Consider the following 13779-nt stretch of genomic DNA (forward strand, 5'->3'; position numbering starts at 1 on the left):
ACGAGTCACCACTGATACCCCACACCCACCGCCACCCCGACGTTGCGCTGGGTGTCGGTGCTGCCCTGCAACTTGGTCACCCACCGACCATTGGCGGACATGTGCGACACGCCGAAGGCCAGCGACGATTGACCGCGATAGGTGCCTGCCGCGACGGTTGTCATGCTGGAACCCGGCGAGTACGACTGCGGCAGGCTGGCCATGGCCATCGCACCGGCGATGCCCGCGCTGAGAATTTCGTCCTGTTCCTTGAGGTCGTTTTTCAGCTCGCTGTAACGCTGGTCGGTGTAGGCATTGGCGCCGCTGGTGATGTCCGCAACGCTTTTGTTCAACTGATCCAGGTTCACCGCATCCGTGCCGCGAGTGCCGGCCGCGACGTTGGTGATCTGCCGCTCGTTGCCCGCGTTGCCCACCGACACACTGTTGTCACGATCGGCCACCGAGTTGGCGCCCAGTGCCGTGGCATTTCTGGCCGACGCCTTGGCCCCGTTGCCCAGCGCCACGGAGTTTTCCCCGGTGGCTTGTGACCGTGTACCGACCGCCGCGCTGTTTTTGCCCGACGCCACCGCCCCCGTGCCGCCCGCGATAGCGTCGGCCCCCGTGGCTTTCGGCTTGGCTGCGGCGCTGCTGTTGTTGACCTGGAACATGCCGTCGGTGCCGTTCTTGATGTTGGCGACATCACCCTCGACCGTGGTGATGCGTGCGCCCTGTTGACCGGCATTGGCCCCCAGATTGGCAATCGAGTCGTCGGTGTATTGCTTGGATTCGGCGACCGCGCCGTCGAGCTGGCGCACGTTGACCGCATCGTTGGCGTTCTTGCCGTCGGCCACGTTGCTGACCGTCCGGGTTTCACCCGTCGTGGCGTTGCCCACCGATACCGTGCCCGACGTTACGTTGTTCGCCCCCGAATATTTGCCGCTGTAGGTTTCTGCACCGCGCCCGTCATCGCTGGAGCCGCTGCCCACCGCAACGCTGCCATCGGCTGTCGCGGTGGCGCCATTGCCCACCGCTACCGAGCCAGTGCCGGACGCCAGGGCCTGGGAACCCAGGGCCATCGCGTCCGTACCGGTGGCTGCGGAGTCGGCCTTGGTCGAGTTGACGTGCAGGTATTTGATACCGCCGCCCGAGCCGATGAGGGTTTCGAGCCCACCGACGCGGCCGTTCAGGTTGGTGATGTCCGAGGTGTTCTGATCGACCTGATCGCCGACCATTTTCAGTTGCGCCACGTTGACCGCATCGTTGTCCTGGGTGCCGGCCGCCAGCCCGGTGAGTTTGCGACTGCCCACTGCGGTGCCGATGCCGATCTCGCCGACGGACGTCTGCGGTGCGGCCAGTCGATAAGCGCTGTAACCCGCCTCAGCACCCACCGTGGTGACCGAACTCGAACCCAGTGCCACGCTCAGGGCGTGGCTGGCATTGGCCCCGGCGCCCAATGCAACCGACTGCTCCGCCGCTGCCTGCGCCGCGCTGCCCACCGCGATGCCGGACGCCAGCAACACCTGGGTGTTGCGACCGATGGCGATGCCACCGGCAGCGGCTTGACCGACACTGGCCTGATTGCCGATCCCGATGCCGTTGTCACCATTGACCACCGTGGCCGGGCCGACCGCGATCGACTCCGCACCGCTGGCGAGCGAGTCCACCGGGTTGGTTGAGTTGGCATGGAAGTACAGCGTGCCGGTGGAGCTCAGCGAGCCCATCGCACCGGTCAACTGACGCAGGGTCACGGCGTCGTGATCTTCGGTGGCATCGGCCACGTTGGTGATCTGCCGGTAGCTGCCGGCCTTGCCCACCGACACCGAGCCAAGCAAGGTCGCATCCGAGGTGTCATAGATGACCGCCCCGCCACCCGCTGGAATGGTGCCGGTGGTGGGTGCCAGGGCACGGTCGGCGACCGAGCCTTCGCCTAGTGCGATACCGCCCGCTACCTGAGCCTGGCTCAAACGACCCAGCGCCAGGCTGCCATCAGCCGTCGCATTGGCGCCCGAGCCGGCGGCGAACGAATTGGCACCGGCCGCAACGGACTGCGGCCCGACGGCAATGCTGTCCAGACCTGTGGCTTGCGAATCGGCCAGGGTGGAGTTGCTGTGGAAGTACTTGATGCCGGCGCCGTTGTTGACGAGGTTGTCGACGGTCTGGTTGGTCGCGAACAGTTGCGAGCCGTTGACGGCGTCGGTGCTGGTGGCGTTCAAGGTTCCGGTCGCGACGTTGGTCAATTTGACCGAGGTACCTGCCGGGTTGAAGGTCACCTGGGTTTTGGTGGTGGCGTCGTCGTATTTCACTGCGACGGCTGCCGTGTTGGTCAGGCTGGTATTGAGATTGGTCAGTGCTGCGCCGACGTCGCTGCTGAGCAATGGTCCGGTGTTGGCGCCAGTCGCACTGATGCTGTTGGTGGAATAGCTTGGTGCCGTCCAGACGCCACTGTTCGCATCAAGCGCTGCGCCGCCGCCCAAAGCGGTCGCATTGTCCTGCCCTGCCTTGTTCAACTGGCTGACGTTCACGGCATCCGTCGCCGAACTCCCAGCCGCCAAACCAGTGATTCGCCGGCCGTTGGCGCCGTTAGCGATGTTCACTTCGCCCCCCGTTGCGGCGCCACCGACACCATAAGCCGCATTAGCCAAAGTCGCGCCTGTGGCAGACGAGCCAGATCCCAGAGCGACGCTGTTGTCGAAACCAGCCGTGGCGCCATTGCCCAATGCGATGCTGTTGGCACCGGAGGACACGGCAGCCGGGCCCATTGCCACACTGTCCTGACCGGTCGCACTGCTGTCGGCGAGGATCGAGTTGCTGTGGAAGTATTTGATACCGGCGCCGTTGTTGACGAGGCCGTCGACGGTCTGATTGGTCGCGAACAACTGCGAGCCGTTCACCGCGTCTGTGCTGGTGGCGTTCAAGTCGCCGGCTGCGACATTTGTCAGCTTCACCGCTGTGCCCGCCGGGTTGAAGGTCACCTGGGTTTTGGTCGTGGCATCGTCGTATTTCACGGCCACGGCAGCGGTGTTGGTCAGGCTGGTGTTGAGGTTGGTCAATGCGGCGCCGACGTTGTTGCTGACCAACGGGCCGGTGTTGGCACCGGTCGCGCTGATGCTGTTGGTGGAGTAACTCGGGGCCGTCCATGCACCAGTTGTCGCATTGAGTGCCGCGCCGCCGCCCAGAGCGGTCGCCGTGTCCTGCCCTGTTTTGTTCAGTTGGCTGACGTTGACTGCATCGGTTGCGTTGGAGCCCGCTGCGAGGCCAGTGATTCGACGGCCGTCAGCACCGTTGGCGATGTTGACTTCGCTGGTTGCAGTACCGCCGACGCCATACGCCGCATTGGCCAAAGTCGCACCCGTGGCAGATGAGCCGGAGCCCAAAGCAATGCTGCTGTTGAAGCTGGCCGAGGCGCCATTGCCAAGCGCAACGCTGTTGACACCGGAAGATACGGCTGCAGGCCCCATCGCGACGCTGTCCTGACCGGTTGCACTGCTGTCGGCGAGAGTCGAGTTGCTGTGGAAGTACTTGATACCGGCGCCGTTGTTGACGAGGCCGTCGACCGTCTGGTTGGTCGCGAACAACTGCGAGCCGTTAACTGCGTCGGTGCTGGTGGCGTTCAGGGTTCCAGCCGCGACGTTGGTCAATTTCACAGCGGTGCCCGCAGGGTTAAAGGTCACCTGGGTTTTGGTCGTGGCATCGTCGTATTTCACGGCCACGGCTGCGGTGTTGGTCAGGCTGGTGTTGAGATTGGTCAGTGCGGCGCCAACGTTGTTGCTGACCAACGGGCCGGTGTTGGCCCCAGTCGCGCTGATACTGTTGCTGGAATAGCTTGGTGCCGTCCAGACGCCAGTGTTCGCATCAAGCGCTGCGCCGCCGCCCAAAGCGGTCGCATTGTCCTGCCCTGCCTTGTTCAACTGGCTGACGTTGACCGCATCGGTTGCGCTGGAGCCCGCTGCGAGGCCGGTGATGCGCCGGCCATTGGCGCCGTTGGCGATATTCACTTCGCCACCCGTCGCGGCGCCGCCGACGCCATAAGCTGCATTGGCCAAAGTCGTGCCCGTGGCGGACGAGTTGGAGCCCAACGCCACACCATTGGCAATGGTCGCACTCGCGAGCGGGCCGATAGCAACGCTGTCCTGGCCGCTCGCGCTGCTGTCGGCGAGAACCGAATTGCTGTGGAAATACTTGATGCCAGTACCGTTGTTGACGATGTTGTCGACGGTCTGATTGGTCGAGAACAACTGCGAGCCGTTCACCGCATCGGTGCTGGTGGCGTTCAAGGCGCCGGGCGCAACGTTGGTCAATTTGACCGAGGTGCCCGCCGGGTTGAAGGTCACCTGATTTTTGGTCGTGGCATCGTCGTATTTCACGGCCACGGCAGCGGTATTGGTCAGGCCGGTATTGAGGTTGGTCAGCGCCGCTCCGACGTTGTTACTGACCAACGGGCCGGTGTTGGCACCGGTCGCGCTGATGCTGTTGGTGGAGTAACTCGGGGCCGTCCAGGCACCGGTTGTTGCATTGACCGTCGAACCACCGCCCAATGCCGTCGCCGTGTTCTGGCTGTTCGCGAACAACTGCGAACCAGTCACGACATCGGTGCTGGTAGCGTTCAAGGCACCGACAGCGACATTGGTCAGCTTCACCGCTGTGCCTGCCGGGTTGAAAGTCACCTGGGTTTTCGTCACGGCATCGTCGTATTTCACGGCCACGGCAGCGGTGTTGGTCAGGCTGGTATTGAGATTGGTCAGCGCCGCTCCGACGTTGTTGCTGACCAGCGGCCCGGTGTTGGCGCCGGTCGCGCTGATGCTGTTGGTCGAATAGCTCGGCGCCGTCCATGCTCCGGTTGTCGCGTTGACCGTCGCCCCCCCGCCCAAAGCCGTTGCCGCGTTCTGGCTGTTCGCAAACAGTTGGCTGCCATTCACGGCATCGGTGCTGGTGGCGTTCAACACGCCGACCGCGATGTTGGTCAACTTGACCGCCGTCCCGGCCGGGTTGAAGGTCACTTGAGTCTTGGTTGCAGCGTTGTCGTATTTCACCGCAACGGCAGCCGTGTTGGTCACGCTGGTGTTCAGATTGGTCAGGGCCGCACCAACGTTGGTGCTGACCAATGGACCGGTGTTGGTACCGACAGCATTGATGCTGTTGGTTGAATAACTGGGGGCCGTCCATACACCGGTGGTTGCATTGAGCGCAGCACCACCGCCGAGGGCAGTCGCGGTATCCTGACCGACCTTGTTCAACTGGCTGACGTTGACGGCATCCGTCGCGCTGTATCCCGCAGCAAGGCCGGTAATACGACGACCATCGGCGCCATTGGCGATGTTCACTTCATTGCCCGCCGTCGCCGCGCCACCGACACCGTAAGCCGCAGAAGCCAACGTGGTCCCCGTTGCTGATGAGCCAGAACCCAACGCCACGCCGTTGGCGACCGTCACAGAGGCTCCTGCCCCCAGCGCCGTGCCGGAACTGCCTGCCGCCGTCACCGATGAGTCAGTCCCCAAGGCGACACTGTTTGAACCAAATGCATTGGCGGCCGAGGCCAACGTCGTGCCGCCACCCAAAGCGATTGCATTTAACCCGGTAGCGCTGGCGTAAGAACCTAACGCAGTCGCCTGGGCTCCGGAGACATCGGTGTTTCTACCGACGGCCGTTGCGTTCGCGCTGGAAGCATTGACCCCCCAACCTATGCCCGTCGCGTTAGCCCCCGTCACGTCAATCTGCCGCCCCAGTGCGATGGAGTTGGCGCCCGTCGCATTGGCAGCGTCGCCAATCGCGATACTGATATTGGAAGACGTGGAGGTTGATCCCCCGCTGATCGTGATGGAGTTATCGGCAGCTGAAGCCCCTCCCCCCAGTGTTGTGGCGGCGGACACCGAATTCATTGTTACTGATGCGAAAGCAACCAGTACAACAGCCACGGTCATTCGTGTTTCCCGAAGTTGGCGCTGAGGAGCCGGACCACTTCGGGTCTTTTTATCAGCAAGTTCAGACGCAACTACCCAGCAGCGTAATGCCGTGTTCCAGACAACCGAAAAGATTTTATTCATCACAGAACTGGCATCGAGCCAGCCTCCGAAACGCGCGTCACCTATTGCGTGATGACTTCCGCCTTTAATTCGATTGCGGATACAGAACCTCGCTGACAAACATCGAATCCCGTCCTTGATTGACGAAAATCGAACTTCGCTTGACGTAGCGAACAGGCATCACAATGGAATCAAGTGAGCGTATTTTCTCGACTGCCCCTGCGGATTAAGTTAGGAAATTTCCTGCTGTTTGTAGGAAATTTCCCAACTAACGAACGTCAAAAATACGGCCATAAAAAAACGCCAAAGAACATGTAATAAATGTCTTTGGCGTTATGCCTTTTCTGAATTGACTCGCGCGTTGTGCACTGGAACAAGCCACCTAACAAGTAGCCTCGGCCCCTCGCTGAAGATCCAGCCAGTTCAACAGACTGGCCGCCGACATCGGCCGCGCGCACAAGTAGCCCTGCCCTTGTTTACATCCCAGTTCCAGCAGCACTTTGCGCTGTTCTTCGGTTTCGATCCCTTCGACCACCACCGACATGCCCAGCGCCTCGCCCAGTGCCAGCGTGCTGCTGATCACGGCGCGGCGGCGCGGTTCATGTCTGAGCCCGCGTACGAATTCGCCATCGAGCTTGATCTCGTTGAAGGGCAACTGACACAGCCGCTGCAACGAAGAAAAACCTGCGCCAAAGTCATCGATGGACAGGCTGCAACCCATCATTCGCAGGCGCACCAGACTTTCCAGGCTGATCGCCGGAGCTTCGAGCAAGCCCGTTTCGGTCAGCTCGAAAGTCAGCCCGGAACCAGGTAGATCATGAGCCGCCAATATGGCCTGAACCCGGGCCGTGAGTTCCGGGTTGACCAGTTGCCCCGCATGCAGATTGAACGCGACATTCAGGGCAAACCCCTGATTGAGTGCCTGGCGCTGGAGCCTCAGCCCCTGTTCCAGTTGCAGGAACAACAGTTCATCCAGCCAGCCGCAACGCTCGATAACCGGCATGAACACCGAGGGTGGCAAGACGCCTTTGAACGGATGGTGCCAGCGGGCCAGCGCTTCGATGCTGCACACATCACCCGTCTGCAGGTTGAACTTGGGTTGAAAGTAGGTGTGCAACTGATGGCCGGATAGTGCCCGACGAACCTCGTCTTCAGTGGCGGGTACGACAGGCAGCACACCTGACTCATTGATGGGCTCGTTCATGTGTTTGGCCAGCAGTAACTGCAGTGCTCCTGGCTGCAAAGGCTTGCTGACATCGTCCAGCAGCGCCATGCCCAAAAGCGAAATCAACTGCCCCAGCACACTGCGTGAGTCGGCTGACAGCGTACGGCTGATGATGATCGAGCCCGCCAGCCCGGATCGGCCGATGGCCTGCAAAAGGTCCATGGCATCCGCCGTCTCCTTGCGAAAAACGCAAAGCGTGACATCCACCGGGCCGATCTGTTCAAGGGTCGCTAGCGCCGGCCCATCATCCATGGCAACAAAAACTTCCTGGCATCCTGATTGCCGTAGCGCGTTGGCGACCATCAAAGAATGGGAGGCCGTGTCGCCGAGAACCAGAATGCGTAGCGGGAGCATGGGCATGGAAGCAGCTCACTCTGAAAGGAATGAGCCCATTGTCCGGGCCTGGCCTGCGGGTATCTTTAGGAAACTTCCTTGTCGGTGTAGGAATTTTCCCAAAGTCACGACAGGCTTTTAATCGACGGCGACGCTGGCACCATCACCGACCGTTTCCGGGTCGGCCATGTGCTGCTCCAGCGTCAGCGCCAATCGCTCCATCGCTTGCTGCAACGCATCCACCGCCTCTGTCAGCGCGGCAGAGTCAGCCCCCATACAAACAGCCTCCAACTGTTCGCAACACAGAATCAGGCTGCCCGCCTTGATGATCCGCGCCCCGCCCTTGACCCGGTGAGCCAGATCGGAAAGCCCCGACAGATCGTGTTCGCCGAACAGTTTGATGAGCCGCAACATGTCTTCTTCGTTGCTGCTGGCCAGATCCCCGAGCAGTTTCCTGATCGCGGCCTGATCGCCACGGGTCAGTTGTTGCAGGCTGCCGAGATTGATGTCGCCCTCGACCACAGGGCTAACGGCGCCTTGCGCGGGTAACTCCAGCCCGGACTGCACCGAGGCCAGTCGGACACTCAAGTCACCCAGGCTGATCGGTTTGAACAGGCAGTCGTCCATCCCCTCTGCCAGACAGCGGTCCTTTTCCTCTGGCTGTGCATTGGCGGTAAGACCGAGGATCAGACAAGGCTCGGCCCCCGAGGATTTCTCTTCATCACGGATGGCCCGCGTCAATTCATAACCGTTCATGACCGGCATGTTGCAATCGGTGATCACCACATCGAAACGGCCATTGCGCCAGGCACGCAGGCCATGGGCGCCGTCCTCGGCGTCGCTGACGCTGTGGCCGAGGTAGGACAATTGCTGGGACAGCAGCAACCGGTTGGCCGGGTAGTCGTCGATTACCAGAATGTTCAGCACGCTCGCCTGATCCGTGAGCTCAGCCGCCGGCAATTCCGTGGCGGGCACCGGTTGCAGGATCAGTAGATCGAGGCAGATATCGATCTGCGTGCCCTTGCCCGGCACGCTGGTGAGGTGCAAATGCCCGTCCATCATTTCACATAGGGTGCGGCTGATGACCAGTCCCAGCCCAGAACCGCCGCGCGCCGACTGGTGATTGTTGCGGGCCTGGCCGAACGGGTTGAACAACAGCGCCTGATCCTCGGCCGAAATGCCGATGCCGGAATCCTTTACCTGAACATGAATCGCCAGGCGCTCACCGCACGCGCTGAGTACCGCCTGAACGCTCAGTCGCACTTCGCCTTCGTCGGTGAACTTGATCGCGTTGCTCAACAGGTTGGAGAGAATCTGTTTGAAACGCAGCGGATCGATCAGGACATCGCGACTGGCCTTGAGGTCGAAGTCCAGCAACAGTCGCACGCCCTTCTGCCGCGCCACGCCTTCAAACATGCGCACCACCGACTCGACCAGCTCACGCAGGCTGGCCCGCTCCGGGGTCAGGGACAGGCGGCCGGATTCGATGCGGGCAATGTCGAGAATGTCGCCGATCAGGTCCAGCAACCCTCGCGCCGCACCCGAGGCCACTTCGATGGCGAAGCGGTCCATGACACCCTGGTCGGCCTTCTTCATCGCCAGTTCGAGCATGCCGATCACGGCATTCATCGGTGTGCGGATCTCATGGCTCATGGTCGCCAGAAAAGTGGTTTTCGCCCGGTTGGCGTCGTCGGCGCTTTGCTTGGCGCTTTGCAGCTGGTCCATCAGACGCTGGCGATCGCTGATGTCGATCCAGCCGGCGATGATGCCCATCACCACACCTTCACTGGTGTGATACGGCAGCATCCAGTGATACACCGTGTGCACCACGCCATCGCTGTGGACGTAGGTGCGATCCTGAATCCATCGCGTGCCGCTCTCCATGACCTTGACGTATTCGGCCTGGAACGTCTGGGCATCGGAATGCCCGACCACCGGGCTGTCGGTCAGTCGTTTGCCCATCACGGCTTCACGCGGCAGGCCGAGTGCATCCAGGTAGGCCGAGTTGCAGCTGATCAGGCGCCCTTCACGGTCACGCACGTAAATCGCATGGGGCGTACCGTCGATCAAGGCCCGCATGAATTCCATCTGGTCATTGAGCGCCAGCTCGGCCTTTTCCCGGGTGGACACCAGTTTGCGCAGATGAACGATCCACACCAGCGCCAGCAACAACAGCAACGCGAAGATGACAAAGCCCTGGATGACCGCCGAACGATGGTGCAGCCAGCTGTCGTTATCGATCACCACGTCGTGGCGCCAGCGGCTCGTCAGTTCATCCAGTTCTTCCGGAGGGATGCTTTGCAGGGCCTTGTCCAGAATCGAGTACAGCTCCAGCGCCCCGCGATCGGTGGCGAACCCGGTCGGTGCCGACAGGGGACCGACCACACTGGCCACCCGCAGACGGTCACGGTACTGACGCAAAATCATGTAGCGGCCGTTGATCAGCGAATTGAGAGCCCCGTCCGCCTCACCTTTGTCCACCAACGTCAAAGCCTCGGCCGATGTCGGCGTCTCGACCAGTTGGATGCCCGGGAATTGCCCACGAATGTAATCGCTCAGCGCATTGCCCCGCCGCATAGCCAACCGTTTGCCGACCATGTCGTCCAGCGATTGTGGTCTGTCCGTTCCGTCCTGTGTGATCAGTACAAACGGGCTGGTCAGATAAGGCCGGGTGAATCGCAGCTCGCCTTCACGGACAGTGCTGGGGGTGAACGCTGCGATCAGATCCGCATTGCCGCCCCGGACCTGCTCGACCAGCTTTTCCATCGAGCTGCTACGCAGAACATCGAATTTCAGACCGGTGCGCTGGCTGACCTTGGCCAGCACCTCGGCGCCGATGCCCCGGAACTCCCCCTGCCCGTCAAAAAAGGAGACCGGTGGCAGACCGTCGTTGACGGCCACGGTCAGGCGGGGATGCTTTTGCATCCAGCGTTGTTCGGCTTCCGTGAACTGGAGCGGGTCGAGGCCGGCAACGTTGAGGTCCCCTGCTCCCCAGCGCCGCAGAATCGTCATGCGATCGCTGATCGGTATCACCTCCAGCGCCGCATTTATGATGTGCAACAGCTGGCTGTTGCGCTGATTCAGGGCGAACGCGAAATGCGTGCTGAACACACTCGGCAAAGTCGTCAGGTAAACGTCATTGAGGAAGTACTTGCCGACCAGATAATGAGTACTGACGGCATCCCCCAGATACGCATCTGCCTGATTGAATGCCACGGCGCCGATCGCACTCTGGGCCGATGAGTGCAGCTGTAGCGCAGCCTTGGGATAATTCGCGGTGACCGCCTCCGTCGGCTGGACGCGATCAACGATGGCAAGGCGGTTACCGGCCAGGTCAGGGGCCAGCGCCTTGTTGTTGCCACTGCGCGTTACCAGCACCGAAGGTGCCAGCACATAGGGACTGGTGAGCGCCAACTCCGGATCTGTCCCGTCGAAACTGTTGACGGCCCCCACCAGATCCAGCTGACCGTCCCTGAGTGCCTGCATCGCTTCGGCCCGGGAATCGTAACGAAGCACTTCGACCCGGATGTGCAACATGCCGGCCAGCAGCGCCGCGTAATCGGCGGTGATGCCCTCGTAGTCCTGACCGCCGGTGATCATGCCGAAGGGCGCATTTTCCGGCAGCGACGCTCCCAGGCGCAGCGATCCCTTGTCGCGCAACCAGCGCCAGTCCGCTTCATCCAGTACAACCGAAGGCAGATCGCCATTCGAGCGTCCGAAAAGGTTCAGGGTTTGCACCGCCGCCTGCACTGGCAAAACACTTCCCAACTGACCGAGCACACAAGCGGCCAACCCGACGCAACGCAGAAGAGTGTTCATCTAGATCAGGTTATTGCGCTTGGCAAAGTCAGCCAGATACACCACCGACTTCACATTGAGCTTTTCAATGAGGCGGGTTTTATAAGTGCTGACGGTCTTGTTACTCAACAACATGGCATCTCCGATTTCCTTGTTGCTCAAGCCCCTGGCAAGTTGCTGCAGGATGACCAGTTCTCGATCGGACAGGCCGCGAATCATTTCAAGTTCCGTGGAGTCGATATCGCTGCGGCGTACAGAGTTTCCTGCAAGGTTGGGGAAAAAGGTATAGCCGGCCATCAGCGCCTTGATCGCTTTGCTCAGCTCGCTCAATTCATCGGTTTTCGAGATATAACCGGCGGCGCCCGCCTTCATGCAGCGCATGGCATAGAAAGCCGCGGACTGAGAAGTCAGTACCAGGATCTTGCTCGACAGTTTCAGCGCACTGATCCGGTTGATGACTTCCAGACCATCGAGACTGGGCATGGCGATGTCCAGCAGAATCAGTTCCGGCTGATGCTTGCGTGCCATTTGCACCGCATCAGCGCCGTTGTCAGCCTCGGCGACGACTTCAAATTGCTCGCGTTCAAGCAACACTTTTACCGTCGCCCGAATGAACGGATGATCGTCTACAACCAGCGCTTTATGCATTTGAACCTCACAGCTATACGCACAGGAACGACCAGCAACGAAAGGACCATGCATCACAAAAGTATGGAACAAGTCACTGGCTTATGCCGCCCGGATCACTCGGTAATCAGGCAGTTATATCGATCTATTTCAGGAACCGGATCTTCTTCCTTCAAGCGGGTGAATCAGGCGCCTGCAACCACCGCAGGAACCGCTCGGCCTCCATTGGACGTGCCAGATGGAAACCCTGACCGAATGAACACCCCATCGCCACCAGGCCGTCGCGGATAACCGGGCTGCCGACACCTTCTATCACCAGGCTCATGTTCAGCGCGCGGGCCAGTGCCACCGTGCTGGTGACCATTGCATGGGTGCGCGGATCTTCGATGGAGCGCACAAGCTGACCGTCGAGTTTGAGCTGGTTGAACGGCAGCTGGCAGAGCAAGGTCAACGATGAAAAACCCATGCCGAAATCATCGATCGACAGGCCGCAACCCATCATGCGCAGGCGCAGCAGGTTTTCCCGGGTCGTACGAGGAACATCCAGCAAGCCGTTTTCCGCCACTTCGAACAACAACGTCCATCCCGGAAACTCGTGACGCTTCAACAGCTGCTCGATGTGCTCGATCAGGTCATTGCGGGCCAGTTGCGAGGCGTGAAGATTGAACGCCAGCTCCAGGCCCAGACCGCACTGGCGCAAGGCATTGAGCAGATTCATCCCCTGCTCCAGCAACTGCTTGAACATTTCGTCGATCAGGTCATAGGCCAGCACGGCCGCCAGAAAGTCCCGGGGCAACAGCAGGCCTCTGACCGGATGCTGCCAGCGCACCAGCGCTTCGGCCCCCGCCACCGCAGACGTTTTCAGATCGAACTTTGGCTGGAACCACGCCCTGAACTCCCCTTCGGACAGGCCCCGCCGCACGTCTTCCTCGCTCGGGAGCCTGGTATGAGGCACCGACTCGATCTCCGGTGCCAGCCGCCGACGGGAGTAGCGACTGAGCATTTCCTGCAACGAAAACAGCTGCGTGGGTTTATTCATGACACCGAGCATCTGCAATCCCGAAAGGCAGGTCATTTGTTCGACGGCACGTCGCAATTCCGGCTTCAACTCGCTGCACAGCGCAACGGCATGCGCCATGCCGCTTTCGCCGACCCAGGTCAGAAAGTCCAGACAGTTGACGGCGCTATTACTCAGGTCACAGAGCACGATATCCACGCCTCCTGCCCGGCTCAGCTGTGCCATCGCCCGCTCGCTGTCAGCCGCCTGCAGGATGTCGCTGACACCCAGGTGCTGGAGAGCCTTCACCAACGCGCCACGCTGAAACGATTGATCTTCTAAAACCAGAACGCTGGGTGCGCACATCTCGCCGATTACTCGCCAATGACTTGAGGTGAAATTCTGACAATTCGTTCTAACCGGGAACGAAGGATTTATCTCGGGCCTTTGTAGGAAATTTCCCAAGCACGACATCGAGACGCGGCATCCTCGGTCGTAACGCTGAAGTTGACGGGCGGTCATCCGAGTGTTCAGATGCCGCCCTGTTTCAGGTGTCCCATGCCGCCGTGCATGGGGTGAAACGGGAAACCGGTACGTTCTTTTCGAACAAGTCCGGTGCTGCCCCCGCAACGGTAGGCGCGTGATGCTTTCGACACACCACTGTGGCCAGACGGCCATGGGAAGGTGAAAGCGTCCATACGCGCGAGCCCGGAGACCGGCCTGAGATGTCTGTTTGGCAAAATCCTGCGGTGGGCGGGCATGGGCCGGTGTCGGCGTGTGCGCGATGCCTTCTCCTGCAT

Annotated in this window: 5 protein-coding genes, 1 pseudogene and 1 riboswitch; all 6 genes and pseudogenes read right to left on the minus strand. The window is 60.9% G+C overall.

Going from position 1 to position 13779, the window contains the following annotated elements; translation table 11 throughout:
• Positions 1–5: 5 nt before the first annotated feature.
• The gene (locus M5G18_RS00600; RefSeq protein WP_273896771.1) at positions 6–5408 is read right to left on the minus strand and encodes a YadA-like family protein; all 5403 of its coding nucleotides are present in this window, start codon (positions 5406–5408) and stop codon (positions 6–8) included.
• Positions 5409–5531: 123 nt separating this feature from the next.
• A pseudogene (locus tag M5G18_RS28925) lies at positions 5532–6020 on the minus strand (ESPR-type extended signal peptide-containing protein); the annotation flags it as partial.
• 361 nt (positions 6021–6381) lie between these two features.
• Positions 6382–7476 (minus strand): EAL domain-containing response regulator, encoded by a 1095-nt coding sequence (locus tag M5G18_RS00605; protein WP_273896772.1) that lies wholly within the window; start codon positions 7474–7476, stop codon positions 6382–6384.
• A gap of 219 nt (positions 7477–7695) precedes the next feature.
• On the minus strand, positions 7696–11376 hold the full coding sequence (locus tag M5G18_RS00610; protein ID WP_273896775.1) for a transporter substrate-binding domain-containing protein: 3681 nt from the start codon (positions 11374–11376) through the stop codon (positions 7696–7698).
• Entirely contained in the window at positions 11377–12003 is a 627-nt protein-coding gene (locus M5G18_RS00615; protein WP_273896777.1) for a response regulator transcription factor, read from the minus strand.
• 151 nt (positions 12004–12154) lie between these two features.
• A complete protein-coding gene (locus tag M5G18_RS00620) occupies positions 12155–13288 on the minus strand; it encodes an EAL domain-containing response regulator (protein ID WP_273896779.1) in 1134 nt (377 codons plus the stop codon).
• A 223-nt stretch (positions 13289–13511) separates the two neighbouring features.
• A riboswitch (cobalamin riboswitch) is annotated at positions 13512–13717 on the plus strand.
• Positions 13718–13779 lie beyond the last annotated feature (62 nt).

Origin of the sequence: Pseudomonas aphyarum (assembly GCF_028657055.1) — a bacterium.
GTDB classification, from domain to species: Bacteria; Pseudomonadota; Gammaproteobacteria; order Pseudomonadales; family Pseudomonadaceae; genus Aquipseudomonas; species Aquipseudomonas aphyarum.

Coding starts and splice junctions, on each gene's coding strand:
- M5G18_RS00610 (WP_273896775.1), bottom strand. CDS start 11,376: ATGAACACTCTTCTGCGTTGCGTCGGGTTGGCCGCTTGTGTGCTCGGT.
- M5G18_RS00605 (WP_273896772.1), bottom strand. CDS start 7,476: ATGGATGATGGGCCGGCGCTAGCGACCCTTGAACAGATCGGCCCGGTG.
- M5G18_RS00615 (WP_273896777.1), bottom strand. CDS start 12,003: ATGCATAAAGCGCTGGTTGTAGACGATCATCCGTTCATTCGGGCGACG.